Source organism: Acidimicrobiales bacterium (genome assembly GCA_030747595.1).
Lineage (GTDB): Bacteria > Actinomycetota > Acidimicrobiia > Acidimicrobiales > MedAcidi-G1 > UBA9410.
Window position 1 is genome coordinate 17135 of record JASLKK010000005.1, and the last position, 24188, is coordinate 41322.

The following is a 24188-nucleotide window of genomic DNA, read 5'->3' on the forward strand; positions in this document are numbered from 1 at the left end:
CGATCAGTCGACGTCGACGGCTTGGCGGCCGGCGTACCAACCGCAGTTCCCGCAGATGCGGTGCGGACGCTTGATGGCGCTGCAACGCGGGCAGGAACTCCGTGAGGAGCGGCCCAGAGTCCAGGCAGCCGCCTTGCGGCTCCGGCCCTTGGCCTTGGAAGTCTTCTTCTTGGGGACGGCCATCGTCGGTTCCTCAGAGGCGTCAAACGTCGGGGGCGGTGCACCCGACTGCGGTCGATCGGCCGGAGGCGGTGACCCGCCCCGGGCGACCCGATGAGGTTAGCGGGACCGTTGCCGAACCGGAACGGCGACCTGACCGTCAGGGGATGACCCGTGACTCAGTGTTCGGGCGTCAGGAGTCGGCATCCCCCGGAGCCCGGAGGGCATCGAGGGCCGCCCACCGGGGATCGGCGACTGGCGCCGCGTCAAGGTCGTCGCCCTCAGCCTCACCACTCCCGAGGGTCGCAGCCGGAAATCGTTCGGGATCCGGACCGGCACAGTCCTCCGAACACAACGGTGACAACGGTATGGCCAATAGAACGGCATCCCGAACGATCGGCTCAACGTCGGCCTCGTCGCCGCCCAGAGGGTAGGCGTCACCCGAGTCCCCCACGGACCCCTCGTCTCCGCTGCCGGTGGACGACGGGGAGCCGGAACCGGCCGACAGGACCTCGTGTACCCGCAGGTCGAGACGGCCACCCACCTCGTCGAGGCAACGTCGACATTCGCCGACCCACGCGGCACCCACAGAACCGGTAACCACCACATCCGGGCCCCGCGCCTCGGCTTCGAGATCGACGTCGACCCGGCCGTCTACCACCCGCACTTCGCCGACGCCCAGATCATCGAGTTCGACCGTCCGTCGGACCAGCCGGGGGTCGACCCGGCGGCGCAGGACGGCCAGCGGGATCCGCAGGCCGTCGTCCACCTCAGGTGCCCTCGGCGTCCTGATCGAAGAAGTCGGCGCCCGGACGTACGGGGGCAGTGCCCGACGCATGCGCCTCGTCAACCGCCCGTACCGCCTCTGCGGCTTCGGTGGCCCGTCGCTCCCGGTCCCGGTCCAGCACCGTCTCCTGTAGACGACGCCGGCCCTGGGAGATCGTGTCGCGGGTGCTTCCCAGCAGCGTCTCGAAGCTGGCCAGTTTCTGGTCGCAGTAGTCCTCGGTCTCACGACGCATCCGACGGGTTTCCTCACGGGCCGTCTCGACTAGTTGGCGAGCCCGTTGCTCAGCGGTGCGGACCACTTCGGTGCGCTGGACGAGACGCTCAGCCCGGGTGCGCGCCAATTCCAGGATCTCGTCGCCCTCACGCCGTACCTTGCCCAGAAACTCCTCGCGCTCCTTGAGTAGCCACCTGGCCGCACGCAACTCCTCCGGAAGTCGTGCCGCCGCCTCGTCGAGGAGTGCGAGGAGTTCGTCTTTGTTGACCATCGACGACGCCGACAACGGCATGGGCCGGGCGTTGGCCACCACCTCACGCAACTGGCGCAGGATGGCTTCGATCTGTGGCGGCCGATACGGGTCAGGAGTCGCGGCCGCCGGCTCGGCGGCCAGCGGAACCGGATCCGGGCCGCTGTCCATGGGGCCGGACAGGGGATCAACCATCGGGTCGCTCACCTGTCGAGCCGGCTCTCGAGCCGGAGCCGGACCGGGTCCGGCACCATGTCACTCACGTCACCGCCGAGACGGGCCACCTCGCGAATGAGGCGTGAAGCCAGAAACGAACGACGGGATGCGGTGGGCAGGAAGAGCGTCTGCACCCCGGAGATCTCGGCATTCATCTGGGCCATCTGGAGTTCACTCTCAAAGTCCGATACGGCACGCAATCCCTTGATGATGAAGTGGGCCCCCACCTCGGTGGCAAGGTTCACCACCAAACCGTCGAACATCGTTGTCCGGACGTTGGTCAGGTGCTCGAAGCACTCGTCGAGCAGCGCCATCCGCTCCTCGAGGTCGAACAGGCCTCCACCTTTGGACGGGTTGGTGAGGGTGGCCACCACCACCTCGTCGAACAGCCCGGCAGCTGTCTCGACCATCTCAACATGCCCGTTGTGGACGGGGTCAAACGAACCGGGATACAGCACTCGGGTCACGAGTTGGCCACCTCTCCCCAATCTTGGAAATCGTTCCGTCGACCGTGACTCAAGCCGGATCCGACTCCGGCCGGAGCAGCATCACCACGGTACCCGCGGTACGGCGGTGCGAATCGACATTCCAACGGGGACCGGCATCGATCTCACGATCCGATTCCACGGCGACCACTCCGTCTGCAGCCACCAGTTCGATCAGGGACTCCAGGAGGTCAGTCCAACCGTCGAAGTCGTACGGCGGGTCGAGCAGCACGAGGTCCCATGGTCCGGCTGCGCCGCCGAGGCCCGTGGCCAGCCACCCGAGGCCATCGGCACGGACCACGGTGGCCCGGGTGGACAGATCGCAGGTGTCGAGGTTGACCTCCACGAGTTCCACCGCATCCCATGCCTGCTCTACGAACGTGGCGTGCGCAGCGCCACGAGACAGGGCCTCGATTCCCAGCGCTCCGGTTCCAGCGAACAGGTCGAGGACCCGTGCGTCGACCACGGCGCCGCGGCTGTGCAGTGCGTTGAACATGGACTCGCGGACCCGGTCGGTCGTGGGGCGCACCGTCGAGCCGCCACGCCGGCCGTCCGAGGCTCCGCCATCCGGGGCGACCAACCGGCGGCCACGGGCAGTTCCGGCAACGACGCGCACGCGTTCATCTTGTCAGGCCCGCCGTACCAGAGTCCGTCGCGGCAAGCCCCATGACGGCAGACCCAAATCCCCCAAACGCTAGGTTCGGCCCGTGCGGGCACCCACGACCATCATCTGCGTCGACTGTGGGGGGACCTGTCATCTCCTCCCCCACCCGGAGACCGAGTTCGAGCCGGGCGACCCGGTTGCCTACCGATGTGCCGACTGTATGGACCGTTGGGACCTGGTGACACCGGATGACGGCGACGAGGGCCGAGGCGACGAACCGCCAACCATCTGACCGATTCCTTCGGTGGGCCACACGCCGGCCCTCACGTCATGCCACCCGCCGAACAGTTCCGGGGTGTTCAGTGCAGTGGATCCCTCCACATGAGCGGGACGGTGGGGCCGCCGGCGATGACCGCCTCACCGGTCACCACGAATCCGTGGTGCCTATACAGGGGCACGTTGGCCGGATTGGACGACTCGAGGTAGGCGCCCACCCCGTCGGCATCGCAGCGCCGGGTGACCGCCGAGATCAGCGCTGAGGCCAGGCCACGCCCACGTGACGCCGCTCGGGTGCCCACGAAGGCCAGATACCAGTGAGGCGTAGCCGGCGAGGCGCCCAGCATCGGCATCATGGCCTCCAGACGCCGGGCCATCTCCTCCTCGCCCAGAGCCATCTGGTTCACCATGCCGACCGCCGAATAGTCGGGCCCCGGGTCGTCGGGGCCGCGGGGCGGCACCCACACGGCGGCCGCCTCCCGTGCGTCGGCCGGATCGCCGGGTACCACGATCTCGTCGACTCCCCGGCCGCCTAGCAGTCGGTTGGCGAACAGCGCGGTGACCAGCGCCATGTGTCGACCCGGTTCGTGGTCCGGCCCCTCGTCGAGAAGGAACGACAGCACCGGGTCAGAAGCAAAGGCCTCGGCCAGGGTGGCCACCACCACGGGGACGTCGTCGTCTCCCCCGACTCGTGTAGCGATGGGCGGTCGGCGACCTTCAGGCATGTCCGATCCTGCCCCACCAGCGACCCCAGGTCATGACTTCAGGAGGAATGCCGACTCGTCGGCCCCGAGGAATAGGTCGACCTCGTCGGCCAGTTCGGGGTGGGCCTCCGGCCCCGAGCCGTCGGCCACCAGGGAAAGCGCCACCTCGCGGGCCGCTTCCACCCACTCGCGGTCCCGCCGGAGCGAGGCCAAGCGAAGGTCGTTGCGGCCCTTCTGACGCTCCCCCATGATCGTGCCCTCGCCCCGGAGATCCAGGTCGACTTCGGCCAGCTCGAACCCGTCGGTGGTGCGGACAATGGCCTTCAGCCGCTCCTCGGCGTCCGGCGTGGGTGCTTCGCCAACCAGGAAGCAACGGCTGATATGTGCGCCTCGACCTACCCGACCTCGGAGTTGGTGGAGTTGGGCAATGCCGAATCGGGCCGCGTCGAGCACCACCATGACCGTGGCGTTGGGAACGTCGACACCCACCTCGATGACCGTGGTGGCCACCAGCACGTCGAGTTCCCCAAACCGGAAGAGACGCATCGTCTCCTCCTTGTCGGCTCGGGTCACCCGCCCATGGAGCAACCCGATCCGCAGGTCGGACAGGACCTCGGTCGACAGCTCGGCGAACGCCTCCTCGGCCGACCGCACCTGGAGGGCATCGGACTCGTCGATGAGCGGACACACGACGTAGGCCTGACGGCCGGCGGCCACCTCGTCGCGGACGGCCTGCCAGACCTCCTCCTCCTCGACCACCCACGCGGTGTCGATCGGGGTCCGTCCCGGCGGCATCTCATCGAGTACCGAGACGTCGAGATCTCCGTAGACGGTCATGGCCGCGGTGCGCGGAATGGGGGTAGCCGTCATCACCAGGACGTCGGGAGCCGTGCCGTCTCGGTTCTTCTCCCGGAGGGCCGCCCGCTGCTCCACACCGAACCGGTGCTGCTCGTCGATCACCACCACGCCGAGCGAGCCGAACTCCACCCCCTCCTGGATCAGGGCGTGGGTGCCGATCAGGACGTCAACACCACCTGCCACCAACTGGGAGGCGATCCGGCGCCGTTCGGCGGCGGTGGTCCGATTGGTGAGGAGGTCGACCTTCAACGGTCGGTGTCCCAACAAGGTCGCCGGATCGGGAACGGTCATGCCGTCCAGCAGTTCGGCCACCCCAAGGTGGTGCTGCTCGGCCAGCACCTCAGTGGGTGCCATGAACGCGCCCTGGCGGCCACCTCGCACCGCGGTCAACAGGGCGGTCACCGCCACCACTGTCTTGCCTGACCCCACGTCACCCTGCAGGAGACGATGCATGGGCACCGGGCGGGATAGGTCGCCGGCGATCTCATCGATCGTGCGGTGCTGCGCCCCGGTCAGTTCGAAGCCCAGGCGGTCATGAAACTCGGCCACCACGTCGGTGCCACCATCCACTGGGCCGGCGGGGTGGGCAATACCCACCGACGTCCGCTCCAGCTCCAGCTTGCGGCGGACCAGGGCCATCTGGATTCGCAGCAGCTCGTCGAACACCAGACGGCGGCGGGCCTCGGCCATCTCCGCCATCGACTCGGGGCGATGAATGGCCCGGTAGGCATCGGACCGGTCCATGAATCGGAAGCTGTCACGCACCCTTCGGGGAACCGGGTCCGACAAGCCGCGGACGGCCATGGTCCGACGCAGAGCCTCGCCTACGAAGGAGTCGACGTCCCAACTGTGGAGGCCGGCGGTCTCGGACTGCGGGTAGACGGCGACGATCCGGCCCGTCCGGTCACCGATCAGGTCGACGACCGGGCCCACCATCTGCAGGGTGCCCTGGTAGTCGTCGGCCTTGCCGAACACCACGGCCTGCATCCCCTCCTGCAGCTGGCGTTCCCGCCAGGGCTGGTTGAAGAAGGTCAGCCGGAGACGACCCGTCTCGTCCGACGCCCGTACTTCGACGAGGGACCGACCCTTCCGGGTCCGCCGTGCGACGACCCGGTCGATACGAACCAGCACCATGCCTTCGGACCCCGGCTCGAGTTGGGCCACGGTCGCCTCGCGGCTGCGGTCCAGGTACCGACGTGGATAGAAGCCGAGCAGGTCGAGGATCGATCCGACCCCGACGTCCGCCAGGGCCTTCGCCTTCACCTCACCTACACCGTTCAGGTCGGTGACCGACCGGTTGGCCAGTTCCCGGAGGGTGATGCCCCCGTCCATGGGAGTTGGGTCGGCCACGGTCCCCCGGGCTACTCGACGCCCAGGTAGTACGGGTACAGCGGCTGGCCGCCGTCATGTACCTCGACGTCAACGTCGGGATGCTCGTCACTCAGCCAGGCGACCACGGCCGCCGTCGTGGCTTCGTCGGCATCCTCACCGGCGATGATTGTCACGATCTCGTGCTCGTCGGAGATCATCGCCTCGAGCAGGCCGGTGGTGACGCCGAACGACGTATCGGCGACCACTCGGACCTTCCCGTCGGTCAATCCGAGGTGGTCGCCCTCAGCGATGTCGCCCACGTCGCTGCCCGAGTCACGCACCGCCACGGTCACCTCGCCGGCCACCACGGCGTCGGCCGCCGCGGCCATCGAAGTCAGATTGTCGTCCGCCGTCCCCTGCGGGTCGTACTCCAGCAACGAGGCGAAGCCCTCGGTGATCCCCCGGGTCGGCACCACGCGGACCGACTTGTCGGTCTGGGCGTCGACCTGGGCGGCCACCGCGATGATGTTTCCGTTATTGGGGAGCAGTACCACCGCGTCGGCTGGCACGGCCTCCACAGCGGCCAGCAGGTCGGCGGTAGACGGGTTCATGGACTGTCCGCCGAGGACCACCCGACGCACCCCGAGAGACCGGAAGATGTCGCGGATGCCCGGGCCGTTGGCCACCGCGACTACGGCGCAGGGAACAGGTTCGCCGACGTCTCCGCTGTCAGCGGCCATCGAGTCCCGCACCCAGGCCTGCTCTTCAACCTGTTCGCGGACCTCGTCGAACAGGTCGGTGACTCGGATGCGGTAAGGGCGGCCGGCGGCGATACCCGCCTCGATCGCCCCACCGATGTCGTCGGTGTGGACGTGGCAGTTCCAGACGCCGTCGCCACCCACCACGACAATGGAGTCGCCGAGCGCGGCCCACGCCGCCTTGAAACCGTCCACTGAGTCGTCCGGTGCATCCAGGAAGTACATGACCTCGTACTGCGTTCCGAGATCGGCGCCGGCCCCGCTCTGGTGGGCATCGGGACGGTCGCCAGCCAGCAACGGCGCCTTGACCTCAGCCGGTTCCGGCAGCGGTCGTCCGTCAATGGTCGTAAGCGCTGCATCCAGCAGGAGCAGGAACCCGCTTCCCCCGGCGTCGACCACGCCCGCTTCGGCCAGCACCGGAAGTAGTTCAGGCGTCCGGGCCAGGCTCTCGCCCCCAGCGACACGAGCCGCTTCGGCAGTACCCAGGAGGTCCGCTCCGGCATCGGCGGCGACCAGGGCCGCTTCGGAAGACTCACGAACCACCGTCAGGATCGTTCCCTCGACCGGTGTCATGACTGCCCTGTAAGCCGCGGCCGACGCGGCGGCCAGGCCGTCGGCCAACAGGCGTCCATCGATGGCCCCGGACTGGGGATCTTGAGCCCCTGCCGGCGAGAAGACCGCCGACAGTCCACGGAGCACCTGGGAAAGGATCACACCGGAGTTTCCGCGGGCCCCCATTAACGAGCCGTGGGCAATGGCGGAGGCCACCGCGTCCATGTCGGCGTCGCCGTCGAGGGCGTCGAGGTCGGCGCACACTGAATCGACGGTCATCGTCATGTTCGAACCCGTGTCGCCGTCCGGCACCGGATAGACGTTCAGGAGGTTGAGGGTCGCCCGGTGGCCGACCAGGGCATCACGAAAGGTGCCCATGAGGGCGCGCAAGCCGGCGGCGTCCAACGAGGAGACGGTCACGGTGGACGAGCGTAGCCATCGCCGACCCACTGCCCCCGGAACGGGACTCGGCGAGCCGACAAGCCAGGTACGCCGGCGTGACCGACAACGCAGCGCCTCGGGTGGATCTCGGTCACCCGCGGTTGGAGACCCCCCATGGGCCGCCCTAGCCTTGTGACGTTGTCGAGATCGGTCCAAAACCGACCGGTTCCCCTATCGAGGTGTTGTGATGGCGTCCGTCTGTGAAATCTGCGGCAAGAAGCCCTGGTTCGGCAAGTCCCTGAGCCACTCCCACCGGCGGACCAATCGTCGCTGGAACCCGAACATCCAGCGTGTGCGGGCTGTGGTGGGCAAATCCACCAAGCGCATGAACGTCTGTACCAGTTGCATCAAGGCCGGCAAGGTCGTCAAGGCCGGTAGCTGAGCCGGTCGACGAGCGCCGAGATCTGACATGCAGGGTGTGGTCAAGTCGTACGACCCGGGAACGGGCGACGGTGTCGTGATCCGCGAGACCGACCTGGCCGAGTTCGATCTGGCTGACGGTGCACTCGACGGCTCGGTGTTTCGCATGCTCCGACAGGGGCAACGCGTCCTGTTCGTCCTCGACGGCGACAAGCGGGCTACCTCGCTCTCGCTCGGTTCCGAGGTCGACATGGGCACCCCCGACATCGGCTGACTTCCGACCAGTCCGCGGAACCGGTGACCGGTGACCGGTTCCATAGACCGGAGTCACACCCTCTAGAGCGCGGATCTCACCCCTCCCGTGTGGCATCGTCATGGCACGCCCACAAGTAAGGGAACAGATGGCGACAGCAGACGAGCCCCCCACCAGAAACCGTGCCCTCATTGCATGGGTCGAGGACTGGGTCCAGCTGCTGGCTCCCGACGCCGTCCACTGGTGTGACGGTTCGACCGACGAAGCCGACCGTCTCTGTGGCGAGCTCGTCGAGACAGGCACCTTCCGTCGACTGAACGACGACCTCCGCCCGAACTCCTACCTGGCGCTTTCCGATCCCGGCGATGTGGCCCGGGTCGAGGACCGCACCTACATCTCGACAGTCAACCCGGTCGACGCCGGACCGACCAACAACTGGCGGGACCCGTCGACGCTCAAGACCGAGATGAGCGAGCTCTACCGGGGATGCATGCGGGGGCGGACCCTCTACGTCATCCCGTTCTCGATGGGTCCGCTGGGATCGCCCATCGCCCACATCGGGGTGCAGCTCACCGACTCGCCCTACGTAGTGGTCAGCATGCGAACCATGACCCGCATGGGATCAGCCGTCCTCGACGTGCTGGGCGACGACGACTTCGTTCCCTGCGTGCACTCGGTGGGCGCCCCGCTCGAGGCCGGACAAGCCGACGTGCCGTGGCCGTGCAATGCCGACAACAAGTACATCTCACACTTCCCCGAGACCCGGGAGATCTGGTCCTACGGGTCCGGCTACGGCGGTAACGCCCTGCTGGGCAAGAAGTGCTTCGCCCTTCGGATTGCCTCGACCATGGCCCGCAACGACGGCTGGCTGGCCGAGCACATGCTGATCCTGGGCCTGACGTCGCCCGCTGGCGAGAAGACCTACGTGGCCGCAGCGTTCCCTTCAGCGTGCGGCAAGACCAACATGGCCATGCTGGTTCCTACGCAGCCCGGCTGGACCGTCGAGACCATCGGCGACGACATCGCGTGGATGAAGTTCGGCGACGATGGACGCCTGTACGCCATCAACCCGGAGGCCGGCTTCTTCGGCGTGGCCCCCGGCACCTCAGATGCCACCAACGCCAACGCCATGGCCACCCTGTGGGGCAACTCGGTGTTCACCAACGTGGCCCTCACGCCTGACGGCGACGTCTGGTGGGAGAAGATGACCGACGAGGTGCCGGGCCAGTTGACCGATTGGCAGGGCCAGCCCTGGACGCCCGAGTCAGATGGGCCGGCCGCCCACCCGAATGCCCGGTTCACCACCCCCGCCTCGCAGTGCCCGTCGATCGCCCCCGAGTGGGAGGACCCGGCCGGCGTGCCCATCTCGGCCATCCTGTTCGGTGGACGGCGGGCCACCAACGTGCCGTTGGTGACCGAGGCTCGCGACTGGGACCACGGCGTCTTCCTCGGCTCGATCATGAGTTCGGAGAAGACCGCTGCGGCTGCCGGCACCATCGGTCAGGTCCGGTTCGACCCCTTCGCCATGCTCCCGTTCATCGGCTACAACGTCGGCGACTACTTCGCCCACTGGCTGTCGGTCGGTGATCAGGCCGAACCGTCGCTCCTCCCGAAGATGTTCTGGGTGAACTGGTTCCGCAAAGACGCCGACGGTCGCTTCCTGTGGCCCGGCTTTGGTGAGAACAGTCGGGTGCTCGAGTGGATCGTCGACCGGGTGTCGGGCCGAGCCGAAGCCGTCGAGACCCCCATCGGTCTGGTGCCCACGGTTGACGCCATCGACCGAACCGGCCTAGATCTGGACGACGAAACGATGGCCGGTCTGCTGACCGTGAATCCGTCGTCATGGAGCCACGAGGTGGCCCTCATCGACGAGCACTACTCGATGATCGGCGACCGGCTCCCCAAGCGTCTCGAGGCTGAACTGGACGACCTCCGTAGCCGCCTCGACGCCGCCCGCTAGTGACGGGTTCGATCTGCCGTCAGGCGGCAACCAGCATGGCGCGGATGCCCAGCCCCATGAGAAACAGGCCGGCAAACCCGTAGAGCAGGTGCCGGTGCGGCCGCATGCTCTGGCGGTAGCTGTAGACGATGCCCACGACGATGAGGGCCACGAATCCGTAGAAGAGGTGGAACTGTGGCGGGTCGATGTCCTGACCGGCCACCAATCCCACCCCGATGGTCACCTGCACGGCAATGGCCACCTGCACCAGCGCGGTGAACCACCAGAGCGATCGGCCTCGTAGTGCCTCTACCCGGTGGGCCGACAGCGCCCACGCTCCAGCCAGGCCGTTGCCGATCACCATCACCCAGGCGAATCCCTCGTGGAGGTCTCGCAGGGAACCCAGCACCGTGATCGTGTTCATCGGCTAATCATGCCAGCAGCCGTCATTTGAGCAACAGGTCATCGCTCTGCGAACCGCCATCACGAGGGCGGCCCGGATCGACGTACCACTCGGCTCCGAAGCTCATGGCAAACGCCTCGTCGGGCATGGCCAAGAAGAACGAGTCGTCGGCGATCTGACTGGCGTGGGCCCGCATGGCGGCACGCTTGCGATCCAGAACCGAGGTGACGTCGACGCCGTGGGTGATCTCGGCATCGGGCATACCGAAGGTGTCGGACTCGGCCCGCTCGCGACGGAGTTCCAGCATTGCCTCGTCGGACCAGATCTCCTCGCCGGCTGCCTCTGCGGTTGCAGCCGCCGCTACCGCGGCGTCGATCGACGACCGGATGACGTCCCGGTTCATGGTCACCCAGCGGAGTCGTACTGTTCGACCGCCGGTGCCCTCCCGCTCGACCCAGCGGGTTCCCACCCTGTGGACCTGGATGTGGTCGGGGTGGCCGTACCCGCCCTGGGAGTCGTAGACGACCAAGACGTCGACCTCTTCGTCGGCAAGCACCTCTTCGAGCCGATCTACAGCCGACTCGGTGTCGGCCTGCCAGAAGCACTCGGGGTGGTCGTTGGCTGGATGGTCGGCCATACCGCTGTCCCGGTAGTCGAGGAAGGAGACCCGGGCCACGCCCAGAATCGACGCCGCCTCGTGGACCTCCGATGTTCGGCGATCCCCCAGCGCCTCGCCTTCGGCCAGCACACCGGGCACCGGCTCGCCCTCTTCGCCACGGGTGGCCACCACGAGGACCACTCGGTGGCCCTCGTCGGCCATACGGGCCATGGTCCCGCCCGAGGCCAACGCCTCGTCGTCAGGATGGGCATGGAAGAAGACGACGGTCGACATGATTCAGAATCCCTTCCGTTCAGGCAATGGCGCCCGCGGCCCGCAGGGCGGCCACCTCGTCGGCACCTAAGCCAAGCTCGACCAGGAGTTCCTCGGTGTGCTGGCCCTCGTGGGGCGGTGGGCGCCGGATCGAACCGGGGGTGCCGCTGAGGCGCGGGGCGGGGCCGGGCTGCATGAGCCCACCCGACTCCACGAAGGTTCCCCGGGCCAGGTGGTGGGGATGACCAATGGCTTCGGACACCGTCAGCACCGGGGCGTAGCAGACGTCGCTGCCCTCCAGCACGGCGTCCCACTCGTCACGGGTGCGGGTGGCCACCACGGCGGCCACCTTGGCCTTTAGCTCCGGCCACCGCGACCGGTCGTGCTGGTTGGCGAAGTCCTCGGCGTCAAGGCCCAGCTTGTCGATCAGTTCGGCATAGAACTGCGGTTCGATCGAGCCGACGGAGATGTACTCCCCGTCGGCGCACTCGTACACGTCGTAGAAGTGGGCCCCGGTGTCGAGCATGTTCTCGCCCCGGTTTTCGGTGGCAAAGCCGGTGTGGAGCATCCCGTAGAAGAAACCCATGAGGCTGGCTACCCCATCGACCATGGCGGCGTCGACAACCTGCCCCTCGCCGGTGGACCGGGCCGAAAGGAGGGCGCACACGATGCCGAAGGCCAGGTACATGCCGCCACCGCCGAAGTCGCCGACCAGGTTGAGCGGTGGCACCGGCCCTGAATCGTCACGGCCCATGTGGGCCAGCGCTCCAGCCAGGGCGATGTAGTTGATGTCGTGCCCGGCGGTCTGGGCGTACGGGCCGTCCTGGCCCCAGCCGGTCATTCGCCCGTAGACGATGGCCGGGTTGCGGGTCAGACAGTCGTCGGGACCCAGGCCCAGGCGTTCGGCCACCCCGGGGCGAAAGCCCTCGAACACCACGTCGGCGTCGGCCACCATCCGCAACACCAACTCGCGGCCCTCATCGGACTTGAGGTCGACACCGATACTCCGGCGACCGCGGGCGTTGACGTTGGCCGGCGGCTTCGCCGGATCGCCGCCACGGACCGAACCGGCCCGGTCGATGCGGACGACGTCGGCTCCCATGTCGGCCAACATCATTCCGCAGAACGGTCCGGGCCCGATGCCGGCCAGTTCGATGACCCGGACTCCGTCCAGTGCGCCCATGTCGTACTCCCGTTTCTGGTTCGATTGTCTGATTCGAGTTGCTGGTTCGTCGCTGCGGTTCAGATCCTGTGCGCGGCAGTGGCTCAGGTCCGGTCCACGACGTGGCAGTGGTCGGCAATGGCCGTGACGATGATCGGCCAGGCACCGGGCGCCATGTCATGTCCCCAACCTTCGAGCAGCACGAACGCCGCACCGGGGATGACCTCGGCGGTGCGCTCACCGGCTGCAGCGGGGATGAGGGTGTCGGCCGACCCGTGGACCACCCGGGTGGGCACGGTAATTCCAGCCAACTGCCGCTCCCGGTCACCCGAGAGCATCGCAGCGCCGCGCTGTCGGTCATGGGCGTGCTGCGGTTGGGGCGAGCGCTGCTGGTAGTCGGCGAACACCGACCGGGCGTGGTCATCGTCGTGCCACACGCTGGCCCACAGTCGACGGTCGGCCAACTGCTTTTCAATCGCTTCAGCTGGATCGGCCGGCGACGGCACGAGCATGGCAGCCAGCGTGGCTTCGGCGGGGCGTCCGAACTCCCGATTGCCGGTGGACGAGCCCATGGAGATGAGGCTCCGGCACCGGTCGGGATGCTCGGCGGCCACGGTCTGGGCAACCATTCCGCCTAGCGAAAACCCGACCATGTGGGCGTCGGCCAGGCCCAGGTGATCGAGCAGGCCCACCGCGTCGTCCGCCATGTCGCCCAGGTCATACGGCTTGCCGCAGGGAGGACCGTCGGCGCCGAAGATGGTCGACAGACCACTATCTCGGTGGTCGTAGCGGACAACGTGCAACCCGGTATCGGCCAGGAGACGGCAGAGGCCCTCCTCCCAGACCAGCAGCTGGCTGCCCAGGCCATGCATGAGCAGCACGGTCGGAGCGGCGGGGTCACCGAACGACTCGTGGCAGATGTCGATTCCGGTAGGGAGGGCGGCGACGGGCACGGGCCCATTGTCCGATCCCCGAGGCCGCCGGTCCAACCCGGGTGCCGGCACTACCGTCACCCCGGTGAACAAACCCGACCGCCCATCCATAAACGATCGTCGATTTTCAGAGTTGGACGTCGGGACCCTTCACGACCTTCTGCAGCTCCGGGTCGACGTGTTCGTGGTCGAGCAGGACTGCGCCTACCCCGAGTTGGACGGACGGGATCCGGAGCCCGATACCCGCCACGTCTGGCTGGACGGACCAGATGGTCGGCCGGCCGCCATGGCCCGGGTGCTGGTTGAACCCGACGGAACCCACCGGGTGGGCCGGGTCACCACCCGAGCCGATGCCCGGGGCTCCGGCTTGGCCGGCGTGCTACTGACCCACGTGCACGACACCACGCCCGGACGGATCGTGCTCGACGCTCAGACACACCTGGTCCCTTGGTACACCTCGTTGGGCTACGAATCCACCGGCGACGAATTCCTGGAGGACGGCATCGCCCACGTTCCCATGGCCCGGCGCGGACCCTAAATCTCAAGCGAAGTCGGTCCCGTCCAGAAACTCGTCATCGATCCCGAAGTGGTGGGCCACCTCGTGGATGACGGTGACCGTGACTTCGCGGCGAAGCTCGTCGACGTCGGTGGCTAGGTCGCACAGGGCCAGGCGATAGAGGTGGATCCGATCGGGCATCACCAGCCCTCCCCCGTCCGGACCACCACCCCAGACCCCCCCGTAGTCGTCACGTTCCGTGAGGGGAATACCGTCATACAGGCCGAGGAGATCCGGAGGGTCACCCCGGTTAGCGGTGAGGACCACCACGTTGTCCATGAGGTGGGCCAAGTCATCCGGTAGGCCGTCGAGGGCCTCAGCGACGAGACGGTCGAAGGCCTCGGGTTCGATGGGCTCCACGACACGAGGGTACGACACGGCTCTCTAGGGCTGTCACGACCCCCTCGCTAGGGTTCGGTCGATGAACACGGTGGACGGCTTCCCGGGCTTTGACCCAGCCCCCGACGGCCTGCAGGGCGACGCCTACGGCGACGCCGACGCCGAGGCACTGCTCGGCGGGTTGAACGACGAACAACGGGCAGCGGTGACCACCGACGCCCTACCCCTGGCCATTCACGCGGGTGCCGGCTCGGGCAAGACCCGGGTGTTGACCCACCGGATCGCCTGGCGCGCCCTTACCGGCCGGGACGACCCCAGGCGGGTGCTGGCCTTGACCTTCACCAGGAAGGCCGCCTCAGAACTCCGCAGCAGGCTCCGGTTGCTGGGGATGCGCGACCAGGTGGCCGCCGGAACCTTCCACTCGGTGGCCCTCGCCCAGCTTCGAACCTGGTGGCGCGAGAACGACCGCCGCGAGCCCGAGTTGCTCGACCGCAAAATGGGAATGATCCGGGCGCTCCTTCCGCGCGACCACCGGGCCACCGCTGCCCTTGACGTGGTGGCTGAGATCGAATGGGCCAAGGCCCGTCGCATCCGGCCCGAGGCCTACACCACTTCGGCTGAGGCGGCCGGACGGACGCCACCTCTGCCTGCCCCCACCGTGTCCCGGATCTACGGCGAGTACGAACAGCAAAAGACCGATCGTCATCTGGTCGACTTCGACGACCTGCTGGACCAGTGCCGTCACGCCCTGACCACTGATCGTCGATTTGCCGATGCCCAGCGGTGGCGCTTCCGACACCTCTACGTCGACGAGTTCCAGGATGTGAACCCTCTCCAGTTCGACTTGCTGGCCGCATGGTTGGGTGGCCGGACTGACCTGTGCGCGGTGGGAGACCCCGATCAGGCCATCTACGGTTGGAACGGTGCCGATGCCGACCACCTGAATCGATTCGACGCCCACTTTCCGGGAGCCACGGTGCTTGAGCTGCGCCAGAACTACCGGAGCACACCGCAGGTTCTGCGGGTGGCAGCCCGGGCGCTGGTAGGTCGGGAACCGATGGCCGCCAACAAGGACAGCGGGCCGGATCCGACCATTGCCGGTTACGCCGACGAGCGTTCCGAGGCGACGGCCATCGCCCAAAACATCCGCGATCGACGCGGCCCTGACGGTCGGTGGCGTGACCAGGCGGTGCTGGTCCGCACCAATGCCCAGACCGAGCCGGTGGTCAAAGCCCTGCACGATGCCGGGATTCCCGTTCGCACCCGGAGCGGGAGCGGCCTTCTGGACCGGGCCGACGTGAAGGCCCAGATGAACACCCTCGGTCGTGTTAACGGACCACTCACAGACCATCTGGGCGACCTCCGGGCAGCGATGGCCGTACCGCTGGAGTTCGACGAGTCCTTTGACGCAGGTGACGACGTGGCCACCGACGAAACGACCGTCGGCAGTGGCGACGAGACCGGACGGGCTGCGGCCTTTGCGGAGTTGGGACGCATGGCCGACGAGTTCCTGGCCTTGGAACCGACCGGTACCGGTCGGGGGTTCGTCGCCTCAGTCAAGTCCCAGGCCATGGCGGCAGCCGACGAGTCGACCGACGCCGTCGAGGTGGCCACCTTCCACTCGGCCAAGGGTCTGGAGTGGCCGTCGGTCCACCTGGCCGGGCTGGAGCACGGCCTCGTTCCGATCAGCCACGCTCGTGAGGCCGCGGCCGTTGCCGAGGAGCGTCGACTCCTTTACGTCGCGCTCAGCCGAGCCGAGGAACACCTCTCGATGACCTGGGCCGAGCAACGGACCTTTGGCACACGCTCCGCCAAGCGACGTCCATCACCGTGGCTGGCCGACCTCGAGGCCGCCATCGCAGGCCTGGATCATCCGGTGGGTCGATCCGAGGGAGCGCGCCGAGTTGCTGAACTGGGCGCCCGGACTCGCCGCCCCTCGCTCCCCGACCACCCCGTGGTGGCCGCCCTGCGGGACTACCGGTCCACCGCCGCCCGGGCCGCATCGGTACCGCCCTACGTCGTGTTCAACGACGCCACGGTGGCTGACCTGATCGCCTCATGGCCCACCACCCCCAACGAGCTCCTGGCGGTGCACGGGATCGGTCCGACCAAGGCCGAACGGCACGGCGTTGCCATCCTCGCCGTGCTGGCCAAACACGATCGCCCCGAGGGGCTGGAGCCACCGACTTCACCGGCCTCGGCCGCCGTGCCCTCCTCCACACCGGCCGCTCAAACCCCCGGCCGCCCGGTGGTCCCCAGCTCAGGGTTGCTGCGCGACCAGCTCTGCGACTGGCGAAGGGAGACGGCCGCCGAACGTGATGTACCGCTCTACCGGGTGCTGACCAATGCGGCCATTGACGCTCTGGTCGATCTCCGACCCATCGACGTCGACGGCCTGTTGGCCGTCCCCGGTATCGGCCCCAAGACCCTCGAGGCCTACGGCCCGGCCCTGCTGGCCATGATCAACGCCGACTGAACCGCTCCCTCGGCACCGGACCACCCCTTCGGGCCCGGCGGTCGTCCGGGGTCAGATGAGAGAGAAGTCGGCCACCACCGGTGCGTGATCACTGGGCTTCTCACCCTTGCGTTCGTTGCGGTCCACCACCACGAAGTCGAGCGCCGAGGCGGCCACCGGCGAGGCGTATACGAGGTCGATCCGCATACCCATTCGCTTGTAGAACGCGCCGCCCCGGTAGTCCCACCACGAATGCAGGCCCGCTTCGTCGAACTGCTCCCGGAAGACGTCGGTGAAGCCGAGCGACTCGAGTCGCTGGAGGGCCTCGCGCTCGGGCTTCGTCACGTGGGTCATCCCCTCGAAGGCTGCCGGCTTCCAGACGTCGCGGTCGTCGGGGGCCACGTTGAAGTCCCCGACCACCACCACGGGGTCGGTCGCCGGGTCGGTGTTGGCCGTCAGGTCGTCGTGCAGGCGACCCAGCCAGTCCAGCTTGTAGCGGTAGTGGTCGTGGTCGACCTCGCGGCCGTTGGGCACATAGCACGAGGCCACCCTCACCCCGGCGCACGTGGCCCACAGGATCCGGGCGTCGGGATCCGGGTCGTCACGGCCGTCGGCGAACCCCGGACGAACGTCGTCGAGGCCCACCCGGGAGATGACGGCCACCCCGTTCCACCGACCCTCTCCGTGGTGGGCGGACTGGTAGCCGAGCGCTGTGAAGCGGTCGTGGGGAAACGCCTCGTCGGTCATCTTCGTCTCCTGGAGACAAAGAACGTCAGGGGCCACCGCGGTGATCCACGCCTCAACCCGCTCGATCCGGGCCTTCAGGGAGTTGACGTTCCAGGTGACGATCCGCATGGGCCCGACCCTAGGAGAGCGGGATGCCGAGCACGGATTCGAGGTCGGCGATGGCCTCGTCCGGGTGCACCACCTTGATCGTGGTCATCCCCATGGCCCGGGCTGGCTTGAGGTTTATACCGAGGTCGTCAAGGAAGACGCATGCGGCGGGTTCCACTCCCAGCCGTTCGCAGGCGATCTCGTAGATCCGCGGCTCGGGTTTGCGACAGCCTTCGACGCTCGACTCGATGAGCTCGTCGAACAGGCCTACAACCTCCAAGACGTCGCCGGAAACCGGTTGAGAGCTGATCGGGGTGATGTTGTTGGTCAGCATCCCGGTTCTGAACTGGTTGGAGCAACGCCGGAGGGCCTCCACCATGGTCGGACGCAACGCCCCGTGGAGCCCTTCCATGATTCGGGCGGCGTCCACGGTGTAACCCTGCGCTGCGGCCTCGGCCTCAAACAGTCGGCCGAACTCGGCGGCGTCGACCTGGCGGCGCTCGAATCGGGCCCAGGCATTGTCGTCCGGGTTGGTCGAGTTGATGCGTCGTACGGTCCCCGGTGGGAGATCCACTTCAGCCTCGTAGGCGGCGAACGCGTCGAATGGACTGGTGAGGATGACACCACCGAAGTCAAATAGCACGACCTCGATGCCGGTCGACAGGGATGGGGGCATCGAGCGAGCGTAGGGACCGACTGGCCACGGGGCCATGCCGGGACCACAGATAGCCTCGGCGCCCATGAGTGCCCAGTTCATTTTCACCATGCATCGTGTCGGCCGGTTCCACCCGCCGGACCGGGATGTCCTCAAGGACATCTCGTTGTCGTTCTACCCGGGGGCCAAGATCGGCGTCTTGGGCGCCAACGGTGCTGGCAAGTCATCACTGCTGCGGATCATGGCTGGAATCGACGACGGCTTCACCGGCGAGGCCCGCCTGACCGATGGCTTTACCGTCGGGCTTCTCGAGCAGGAGCCGATGCTCGACGCGTCCCAGGACGTGCAGGGGAACGTCATGGACGGCGTGGGCGCGGTAGCCGACCTCCTCACCCGCTATGAGGAGGTGCTGGCCGGCTGGGCCGACGCCGATGCCGACTACGACAAGTTGGGCGCCGACCAGGCCGAACTCGAGAAGAAGATCGAAGCAGCTGGCGCCTGGGACCTGCAACGCACCATCGAGATCGCCATGGACGCCCTCCGGCTTCCGCCCGGTGACGCGGCCATCGACTCCCTGTCGGGCGGCGAGCGTCGGCGTGTCGCCCTGTGTCGCCTCCTGCTGTCCCGCCCCGACCTGCTGTTGCTGGACGAGCCCACCAACCACCTTGACGCCGAGTCGGTGGCCTGGCTGGAACGCACCCTGCGCGACTACCAGGGCACCGTCGTGGCCATCACCCACGACCGGTACTTCCTCGACAACGTTGCCGGCTGGATCCTCGAACTGGATCGGGGCCGGGGCATACCGTACGAAGGCAACTACTCGGGCTGGCTCGAACAGAAGCAGGCCCGCCTGTCGTCTGAGGAGAAGGTCGACTCGGCCCGCAAGAGGACCATCGAGCGGGAACTGGAGTGGGTCCGGATGGCCCCCAAGGCTCGCCAGTCCAAGGGTAAGGCCCGCCTCTCGGCCTATGACCGGCTGGTGGCCGAGGCCGCCGAGACAGAGACCCGGGCACGCGAGCTCCAGATCGACATCCCGGCCAACCAGCGACTCGGTGATCAGGTCATCGAGGTCGACCACCTATCGAAGGGATTCGACGACCGCCTCCTCATAGACGACCTGTCATTCTCGCTTCCGCCTGCTGGCATCGTCGGCGTGATCGGCGGCAATGGCGCCGGCAAGACAACCCTCTTCCGGATGCTCACCGCGGCAGCTGACGGGAACGCCGAAGGGGCCACGGCGCCCGACGGAGGCGCGATCCGAATCGGCCCCACGGTCGAGATCGGCTACGTGGACCAGTCACGCGACAGCCTCGATGCAGAGCGCACCGTCTACCAGGAGATCACCGACGACCGAGAATTCATCGAGTTGGGTCGTCGGGAGGTCAACGGTCGGGCCTACGTGTCGTCGTTCAACTTCAAGGGCTCGGACCAGCAGAAGAAGGTCGGCGACCTTTCGGGCGGTGAGCGCAACCGGGTACACCTGGCCAAGGTGCTTCGGAGCGGTGCCAACGTGCTCCTGCTCGACGAGCCCACCAACGACCTCGACGTGGACACCCTGCGTGCACTCGAGTCAGGACTGGACGCCTACGCGGGCTGCGCCGTGGTCATCAGCCACGACCGATGGTTCCTGGACCGGGTGGCCACCCACGTCCTGGCTTTCGAAGGCGACTCGCAGGTCCGGTGGTTCGAAGGCAACTTCACCGAATACGAGTCGTACCGGAAGAAGGAGCTGGGGCTCGACGACCAGCCCCACCGCATGAAGTACAAGCCCCTCGTTCGATGAGGCCGAGCCAGTGAGCAGGGCCGATGCCCGCACCCGGTTGCTCGCCCCGGACACGGTCCGCGCCGCAGCCCTGGTGCTGTGCGTCATCGGTATCGCCGGGATGATCGTGACGTCCATTGCCGACAGGATCGACGCCGCCCTGACCTTCGGATTCGTGGGCGCAGTCGGAGCCCTAACCCTCCTACTGGTCGGCGTGCTGGTCCCCGTCGTGGAAGCGGCGACCTCGCTGGACGAACAGCGGGCCGCCGAGGTGGAAGCCTCAGTGCAACGCCTAATGGCCGCCGGTGCAGACGAGGGCGACCTGCGAGCCACCGTGCGAGCCGCCGTGGAGTTGGGCCGACGATCGGCGGGCGACTGACCCATGGTCACGCCCGAGGATCACCAACTGGCAGCTGACCTGGCCACCCGGGCCGGAGAGGTGCTGCTCGACATCCGGGCCCGAATGGTTGCCGACGGCGCGCCGGCAGCCGTCCTGAAGCACGAGGGCGACCAGCGGTCCCACGAGTTCCTGATGGAGGCGCTGGCCGAGGTCCGTCCCGACGATGCCGTGCTGTCCGAGGAGGGCACGGCGCACGACTGCCACCCCAGACGGGGGACGACGTCTCGGACCTGGATCATCGATCCGGTCGACGGCACCCGCGAGTACTCCGAACCGCCACGCACCGACTGGGCCGTGCACGTCGCACTGGCCGTCGACGGACAGCCCGTGGTCGGGGCGGTGGCTCTCCCCGCCTTGGGATGCACCCTGGCCACGGGCCAGCCGCCGGCGGCCACCGACCTCCCCCCGATTTCCGCACGGCCCCGGATGGTGGTGAGCCGCTCCCGGCCGCCCGACGAGGCGCTCGCCGTGTGTAACGCGCTGGGTGGCGTCCTGGTGGAGATGGGCTCGGCGGGCGCCAAGGCCATGGCCGTGGTGCGGGGCGAGGTCGACTGCTACGTCCACGCCGGCGGACAGTTCGAATGGGACAACTGCGCGCCGACCGCGGTGGCACTGGCCGCTGGCCTACATGCCTCACGAATTGACGGATCGCCACTCACCTACGACCATCCCGACCCTTACCTACCGGATCTGGTGATCTGCCGGACCGAACTAGCCGACGCCGTGCTGGCCGCGCTGGCCACCCCGCCGGCACCAGAAGCCTGAGTCCCAGTCCGTGCACGTCGTCATCGCCCGCTGCACCGTCGACTACGACGGTCGCCTCACCGCCCACCTTCCCGAGGCAGTCCGGCTCCTCATGGTCAAGGCCGACGGCTGCGTAGCCGTCCATGCTGACGGCGGGGCCTACAAGCCCTTGAACTGGATGAATGCCCCGAACACGCTCACCATCGACGAAGCGGGCGGCAAGGCCGGTAACGCGGCGGCCGATCAGCACGCGACCGCACAGATCTGGCATGTCCGAAGCCCCAAAGGCGAGCACCTGACAATCACCGTCCACGAGGTGCTGGCCGAAATGGACCACGAGATGGGTATCGACCCGGGCCTAGTGAAGGACGGCGTGGAGGCCCACCTCCAGGAGCTGCTCGCTGCCGACCCCACGTCGATTTACAAAGGACTACGCCTCGTCCGCCGAGAGTTCCCCACCGATATCGGACCGGTCGACCTGCTGTGCCGGGACACCGATGGTGGGGCGGTGGCCATCGAGGTCAAACGGCGGGGCGACATCGACGGGGTGGAACAACTCACCCGCTATCTCGACTTCTTGAATCGCGATCCGATGCTGCGCCCGGTCCGAGGCGTGTTCGTAGCCCAGGAGATCAAGCCTCAGGCCCGGGTGCTGTCAACCGACCGGGGCATTGGTTGCGTGGTTGTCGACTACGACGAACTCCGGGGCATTGAATCCGACGAGATGAAGCTGTTCTGAGGACGCGCCAGTGGAACTGATGACGGACGCTCCGACCCGGACGGTCGACGTGCTGGTGGTGGGCGGCGGACCGGCCGGGAGCGCGGCAGCCATCACGGCGGCCCGGGCCGGCCAGATGGTGCTGCTGGTCGACAAGGCGTCCTTCCCTAGGGACAAGTGCTGCGGCGACGGCCTGACCACGCTGGCCCTGCGTCTCGGCGAGCAGCTCGGCCTGGATCCCAACCCGATCGGTGGCTGGCAGCCGGTGGATGACGCTGTGATCCACTCGCCGTCGGGCCGTTCGGTCCGCTTCCCGCTGCCTCGGGACGACGGACGGTACGCAGCGGTCGTCCCCCGCCGGGAGTACGACGCGGCGCTCCTGGACCTGGCAAGGACAGCGGGCACCGAGGTGCTCGAAGGACATGCGGTCACCGGCCTCAGCCTGGACGCCGGGAACGGCCTGGGGAACCGGACCGGAGCGACGGTGCACGTCGACGGTCTGGGGTCGGTACGGGCTACCACGGTGGTGGCCGCCGACGGCATGTGGTCGCCCATCCGCCGATTCCTCGGGTTGTCCACCGGCGACGACCGTGGCCAGTGGCATGCCTTCCGCCAGTACGTGTCCGACGTGGGCCCAGCGGCCGCCGATCTGCACGTGTGGTTCGAGTCTGATCTGTTGCCCGGGTACGCGTGGTCCTTCCCCCTGCCAGGTGGTCGGGCCAACGTGGGCTTCGGCATCCTCCGTGGCGGTCCGGTGGCCGTGGGAGACACCGGACAGATCTGGGGCGGTCTCATGGACCGGCCACCGATCCGGGCTGTGCTGGGCGACCATGCCCAGCCCGAGGGCCGCCGCACGGCTTGGCCGATTCCGGCCCGGGTGGACCGGGCCGTGCTCGTCCACGGACCAGTGCTGTTCGTAGGCGATGCAGCGGCAGCCACTGACGCCCTAACCGGCGAGGGCATCGGTCAAGCCCTGCTCACCGGCATCCTGGCCGCTGAGGCCTCCTCAGCCGGCGGATCGACCATGGAAGTGGCCGCCACGTACCGCCGGGCCGTACGCCGCAATCTGGTAGCCGACCATCGGATGTCGATGGCCCTGCAACGGGTGCTGGCCCATCGGGTCGGCGCGAGGACCGCCGTCCGTCTAGCCGACCTGACACCGTGGACCCGACGGAACTTCTCCCGCTGGATGTTCGAGGACTACCCGCGGGCCCTGTTGGCCACGCCCCGGCGATGGGGTCGTGGTGTCCTGTCCACGTCAGGGGCCTACGCAGGCCACTGAGTCGGCGAGCCCTTCCCCGAAACAACCCCCGTAGGCTTGACTCCGTGGAACCCGCCGACGTCGGGTCCGTCGACGAACTCGATGGCCTGACCGACGACCTGACCGACAACCCGTCGGAACCCGCCGACCAGCACCCGCTCGGGCCGCTCGGCGCGTCCCTCGACCACGCAGTCGACAAGGCCTGGAATCGCCTTCGCGGCAACCCCACGTTGGACCGGGTCTTCTACACGGCTAGCGAACTGGGCGACTTCAGCCTCATCTGGCACCTCCTGGGCACGGCCCGGGGAGTGACAAGCCGCCGGGGCAGCCGCGAGGCCACCCGACTGGCCCTAGCTCTGGGCGCCGAGTCGGCGCTGGTCAACGGGGCCATCAAGTCAGCCTTTCGGCGGGAACGCCCGGCCCACGACGGCGAACGCCCCCATGGACTCCGGCAGCCGATCACCAGCAGCTTTCCGTCGGGTCACGCATCGGCTGCCTTCATGGCCGCCACCCTCCTCTCGGAACGGTCCCGAGTGAAGCCTGCCTGGTACGGACTGGCCGCCATCGTGGCCGCCTCGCGGATCCACGTACGCATCCACCATGCGAGCGACGTGGTGGTCGGCGCCGGCATCGGGCTGGGTCTGGGGCGCGTGATCCAGAAAGTCTTTCCGCTGCGTTGAACCGTGGAGGCGGACCGGCGTCAACGCCGGACCGACGGATCAGTTGGTGGGCGCTGCCTCGAGTTCTGCGTCGCTCGTGGCGAGCAGCAGGCGAAGATCCAACAGGAGATCAGCAACCTCAGAAGCGGCCATCAACTCACGGCTCTGGGTGGTTCCCAGGCCCCGATCAATGATGGCGCGGATCTCGTCGATCGTCGTGTTGTCGAGCGTCTCGGTCACGGCCACATCCTCTCGTCGTTCGCTGATGATC

28 protein-coding genes are annotated in these 24188 nt (G+C 67.8%); 12 read left to right on the forward strand and 16 right to left on the reverse strand.

Annotated features, from left to right (window positions below; all coding sequences use genetic code 11):
• Positions 1-3: 3 nt before the first annotated feature.
• The 5 genes from rpmF to rsmD all read right to left on the reverse strand — a co-directional run bounded on the left by rpmF (position 4) and on the right by rsmD (position 2726).
• On the reverse strand, positions 4-183 hold the full coding sequence (gene rpmF / locus QF777_05045) for a 50S ribosomal protein L32 (protein ID MDP6910912.1): 180 nt from the start codon (positions 181-183) through the stop codon (positions 4-6).
• A gap of 169 nt (positions 184-352) precedes the next feature.
• Complete coding sequence (locus tag QF777_05050) at positions 353-928, reverse strand: DUF177 domain-containing protein (GenBank protein ID MDP6910913.1); 576 nt, start codon at positions 926-928, stop codon at positions 353-355.
• Position 929: 1 nt separating this feature from the next.
• Positions 930-1616 (reverse strand): hypothetical protein, encoded by a 687-nt coding sequence (locus tag QF777_05055; protein ID MDP6910914.1) that lies wholly within the window; start codon positions 1614-1616, stop codon positions 930-932.
• The gene (gene coaD, locus QF777_05060; GenBank protein MDP6910915.1) at positions 1613-2092 is read right to left on the reverse strand and encodes a pantetheine-phosphate adenylyltransferase; all 480 of its coding nucleotides are present in this window, start codon (positions 2090-2092) and stop codon (positions 1613-1615) included. Before coaD ends, QF777_05055 begins: the two co-directional genes overlap by 4 nt.
• Positions 2093-2141: 49 nt before the next feature.
• Entirely contained in the window at positions 2142-2726 is a 585-nt protein-coding gene (gene rsmD, locus QF777_05065) for a 16S rRNA (guanine(966)-N(2))-methyltransferase RsmD (GenBank protein MDP6910916.1), read from the reverse strand.
• 91 nt (positions 2727-2817) lie between these two features.
• Here rsmD and QF777_05070 point away from each other — a divergent pair, with 91 nt between their 5' ends.
• Positions 2818-3006, forward strand: a complete 189-nt coding sequence (locus QF777_05070) for a hypothetical protein (GenBank protein ID MDP6910917.1) — start codon at positions 2818-2820, stop codon at positions 3004-3006.
• Positions 3007-3073: 67 nt separating this feature from the next.
• Here QF777_05070 and QF777_05075 read toward each other — a convergent pair whose 3' ends face one another.
• Genes QF777_05075 through QF777_05085 form a run of 3 tightly spaced genes read right to left on the reverse strand, consistent with a single transcriptional unit; the run spans position 3074 to position 7593 of the window.
• Entirely contained in the window at positions 3074-3715 is a 642-nt protein-coding gene (locus QF777_05075; GenBank protein MDP6910918.1) for a GNAT family N-acetyltransferase, read from the reverse strand.
• A 30-nt stretch (positions 3716-3745) separates the two neighbouring features.
• Complete coding sequence (gene recG, locus QF777_05080; protein MDP6910919.1) at positions 3746-5902, reverse strand: ATP-dependent DNA helicase RecG; 2157 nt, start codon at positions 5900-5902, stop codon at positions 3746-3748.
• An 11-nt stretch (positions 5903-5913) separates the two neighbouring features.
• On the reverse strand, positions 5914-7593 hold the full coding sequence (locus QF777_05085) for a DAK2 domain-containing protein (protein MDP6910920.1): 1680 nt from the start codon (positions 7591-7593) through the stop codon (positions 5914-5916).
• Between the two features lie 208 nt (positions 7594-7801).
• Here QF777_05085 and rpmB point away from each other — a divergent pair, with 208 nt between their 5' ends.
• The 3 genes from rpmB to QF777_05100 all read left to right on the forward strand — a co-directional run bounded on the left by rpmB (position 7802) and on the right by QF777_05100 (position 10187).
• Positions 7802-7996 carry a 50S ribosomal protein L28 gene (gene rpmB / locus QF777_05090; protein MDP6910921.1) on the forward strand — a complete coding sequence of 65 codons (195 nt, stop codon included), beginning with the start codon at positions 7802-7804 and terminating at the stop codon, positions 7994-7996.
• A gap of 27 nt (positions 7997-8023) precedes the next feature.
• The gene (locus QF777_05095) at positions 8024-8248 is read left to right on the forward strand and encodes a hypothetical protein (GenBank protein MDP6910922.1); all 225 of its coding nucleotides are present in this window, start codon (positions 8024-8026) and stop codon (positions 8246-8248) included.
• A 127-nt stretch (positions 8249-8375) separates the two neighbouring features.
• The gene (locus tag QF777_05100) at positions 8376-10187 is read left to right on the forward strand and encodes a phosphoenolpyruvate carboxykinase (GTP) (GenBank protein MDP6910923.1); all 1812 of its coding nucleotides are present in this window, start codon (positions 8376-8378) and stop codon (positions 10185-10187) included.
• Positions 10188-10206: 19 nt separating this feature from the next.
• Here the strand turns inward: QF777_05100 and QF777_05105 are convergent, their stop codons facing one another.
• The 4 genes from QF777_05105 to QF777_05120 all read right to left on the reverse strand — a co-directional run bounded on the left by QF777_05105 (position 10207) and on the right by QF777_05120 (position 13555).
• Positions 10207-10590 carry a hypothetical protein gene (locus QF777_05105; protein MDP6910924.1) on the reverse strand — a complete coding sequence of 128 codons (384 nt, stop codon included), beginning with the start codon at positions 10588-10590 and terminating at the stop codon, positions 10207-10209.
• Between the two features lie 22 nt (positions 10591-10612).
• Positions 10613-11461 (reverse strand): PIG-L family deacetylase, encoded by an 849-nt coding sequence (locus QF777_05110; protein MDP6910925.1) that lies wholly within the window; start codon positions 11459-11461, stop codon positions 10613-10615.
• A 19-nt stretch (positions 11462-11480) separates the two neighbouring features.
• Complete coding sequence (locus QF777_05115; protein MDP6910926.1) at positions 11481-12623, reverse strand: CaiB/BaiF CoA-transferase family protein; 1143 nt, start codon at positions 12621-12623, stop codon at positions 11481-11483.
• A gap of 83 nt (positions 12624-12706) precedes the next feature.
• On the reverse strand, positions 12707-13555 hold the full coding sequence (locus QF777_05120) for an alpha/beta fold hydrolase (GenBank protein MDP6910927.1): 849 nt from the start codon (positions 13553-13555) through the stop codon (positions 12707-12709).
• A gap of 64 nt (positions 13556-13619) precedes the next feature.
• Between QF777_05120 and QF777_05125 the strand changes: the two genes are divergently transcribed.
• Positions 13620-14072: a GNAT family N-acetyltransferase gene (locus tag QF777_05125; GenBank protein ID MDP6910928.1), complete on the forward strand. Its 453-nt coding sequence runs from the start codon at positions 13620-13622 to the stop codon at positions 14070-14072.
• Between the two features lie 3 nt (positions 14073-14075).
• Here the strand turns inward: QF777_05125 and QF777_05130 are convergent, their stop codons facing one another.
• Positions 14076-14450, reverse strand: coding sequence for a metallopeptidase family protein (locus tag QF777_05130; protein MDP6910929.1), 375 nt, complete (start codon positions 14448-14450; stop codon positions 14076-14078).
• Between the two features lie 61 nt (positions 14451-14511).
• Between QF777_05130 and QF777_05135 the strand changes: the two genes are divergently transcribed.
• The gene (locus QF777_05135) at positions 14512-16905 is read left to right on the forward strand and encodes an ATP-dependent DNA helicase UvrD2 (GenBank protein ID MDP6910930.1); all 2394 of its coding nucleotides are present in this window, start codon (positions 14512-14514) and stop codon (positions 16903-16905) included.
• Positions 16906-16956: 51 nt separating this feature from the next.
• Here QF777_05135 and QF777_05140 read toward each other — a convergent pair whose 3' ends face one another.
• Both QF777_05140 and QF777_05145 read right to left on the reverse strand, forming a co-directional pair.
• Positions 16957-17739, reverse strand: a complete 783-nt coding sequence (locus tag QF777_05140; protein ID MDP6910931.1) for an exodeoxyribonuclease III — start codon at positions 17737-17739, stop codon at positions 16957-16959.
• A gap of 10 nt (positions 17740-17749) precedes the next feature.
• Complete coding sequence (locus QF777_05145; protein ID MDP6910932.1) at positions 17750-18394, reverse strand: HAD-IA family hydrolase; 645 nt, start codon at positions 18392-18394, stop codon at positions 17750-17752.
• 64 nt (positions 18395-18458) lie between these two features.
• On the opposite strand from QF777_05145, the gene ettA reads away from it, so the two are divergent.
• Genes ettA through QF777_05175 form a run of 6 tightly spaced genes read left to right on the forward strand, consistent with a single transcriptional unit; the run spans position 18459 to position 23938 of the window.
• Positions 18459-20156: an energy-dependent translational throttle protein EttA gene (ettA, locus tag QF777_05150; GenBank protein ID MDP6910933.1), complete on the forward strand. Its 1698-nt coding sequence runs from the start codon at positions 18459-18461 to the stop codon at positions 20154-20156.
• A gap of 10 nt (positions 20157-20166) precedes the next feature.
• Entirely contained in the window at positions 20167-20514 is a 348-nt protein-coding gene (locus QF777_05155) for a hypothetical protein (GenBank protein MDP6910934.1), read from the forward strand.
• A 3-nt stretch (positions 20515-20517) separates the two neighbouring features.
• Positions 20518-21300 carry a 3'(2'),5'-bisphosphate nucleotidase CysQ gene (locus tag QF777_05160; protein MDP6910935.1) on the forward strand — a complete coding sequence of 261 codons (783 nt, stop codon included), beginning with the start codon at positions 20518-20520 and terminating at the stop codon, positions 21298-21300.
• A gap of 10 nt (positions 21301-21310) precedes the next feature.
• On the forward strand, positions 21311-22018 hold the full coding sequence (gene nucS, locus QF777_05165) for an endonuclease NucS (GenBank protein ID MDP6910936.1): 708 nt from the start codon (positions 21311-21313) through the stop codon (positions 22016-22018).
• 19 nt (positions 22019-22037) lie between these two features.
• The gene (locus tag QF777_05170) at positions 22038-23279 is read left to right on the forward strand and encodes a geranylgeranyl reductase family protein (protein ID MDP6910937.1); all 1242 of its coding nucleotides are present in this window, start codon (positions 22038-22040) and stop codon (positions 23277-23279) included.
• 44 nt (positions 23280-23323) lie between these two features.
• Entirely contained in the window at positions 23324-23938 is a 615-nt protein-coding gene (locus tag QF777_05175; protein ID MDP6910938.1) for a phosphatase PAP2 family protein, read from the forward strand.
• 39 nt (positions 23939-23977) lie between these two features.
• On the opposite strand, the gene QF777_05180 is transcribed toward QF777_05175, so the two are convergent.
• Positions 23978-24157, reverse strand: a complete 180-nt coding sequence (locus tag QF777_05180; GenBank protein MDP6910939.1) for a hypothetical protein — start codon at positions 24155-24157, stop codon at positions 23978-23980.
• Positions 24158-24188: the final 31 nt, after the last annotated feature.

Bases quoted from the DNA above. Each gene is read 5' to 3' on its own strand.
- QF777_05100 (MDP6910923.1), top strand. From the start codon at position 8,376: ATGGCGACAGCAGACGAGCCCCCCACCAGAAACCGTGCCCTCATTGCA.
- ettA (MDP6910933.1), top strand. From the start codon at position 18,459: ATGAGTGCCCAGTTCATTTTCACCATGCATCGTGTCGGCCGGTTCCAC.
- QF777_05140 (MDP6910931.1), bottom strand. From the start codon at position 17,739: ATGCGGATCGTCACCTGGAACGTCAACTCCCTGAAGGCCCGGATCGAG.
- QF777_05145 (MDP6910932.1), bottom strand. From the start codon at position 18,394: ATGCCCCCATCCCTGTCGACCGGCATCGAGGTCGTGCTATTTGACTTC.
- QF777_05075 (MDP6910918.1), bottom strand. From the start codon at position 3,715: ATGCCTGAAGGTCGCCGACCGCCCATCGCTACACGAGTCGGGGGAGAC.
- rpmF (MDP6910912.1), bottom strand. From the start codon at position 183: ATGGCCGTCCCCAAGAAGAAGACTTCCAAGGCCAAGGGCCGGAGCCGC.
- QF777_05135 (MDP6910930.1), top strand. From the start codon at position 14,512: ATGAACACGGTGGACGGCTTCCCGGGCTTTGACCCAGCCCCCGACGGC.
- QF777_05160 (MDP6910935.1), top strand. From the start codon at position 20,518: ATGGTCACGCCCGAGGATCACCAACTGGCAGCTGACCTGGCCACCCGG.
- QF777_05105 (MDP6910924.1), bottom strand. From the start codon at position 10,590: ATGAACACGATCACGGTGCTGGGTTCCCTGCGAGACCTCCACGAGGGA.
- QF777_05115 (MDP6910926.1), bottom strand. From the start codon at position 12,623: ATGGGCGCACTGGACGGAGTCCGGGTCATCGAACTGGCCGGCATCGGG.
- QF777_05170 (MDP6910937.1), top strand. From the start codon at position 22,038: ATGACGGACGCTCCGACCCGGACGGTCGACGTGCTGGTGGTGGGCGGC.
- rpmB (MDP6910921.1), top strand. From the start codon at position 7,802: ATGGCGTCCGTCTGTGAAATCTGCGGCAAGAAGCCCTGGTTCGGCAAG.
- QF777_05095 (MDP6910922.1), top strand. From the start codon at position 8,024: ATGCAGGGTGTGGTCAAGTCGTACGACCCGGGAACGGGCGACGGTGTC.
- QF777_05110 (MDP6910925.1), bottom strand. From the start codon at position 11,461: ATGTCGACCGTCGTCTTCTTCCATGCCCATCCTGACGACGAGGCGTTG.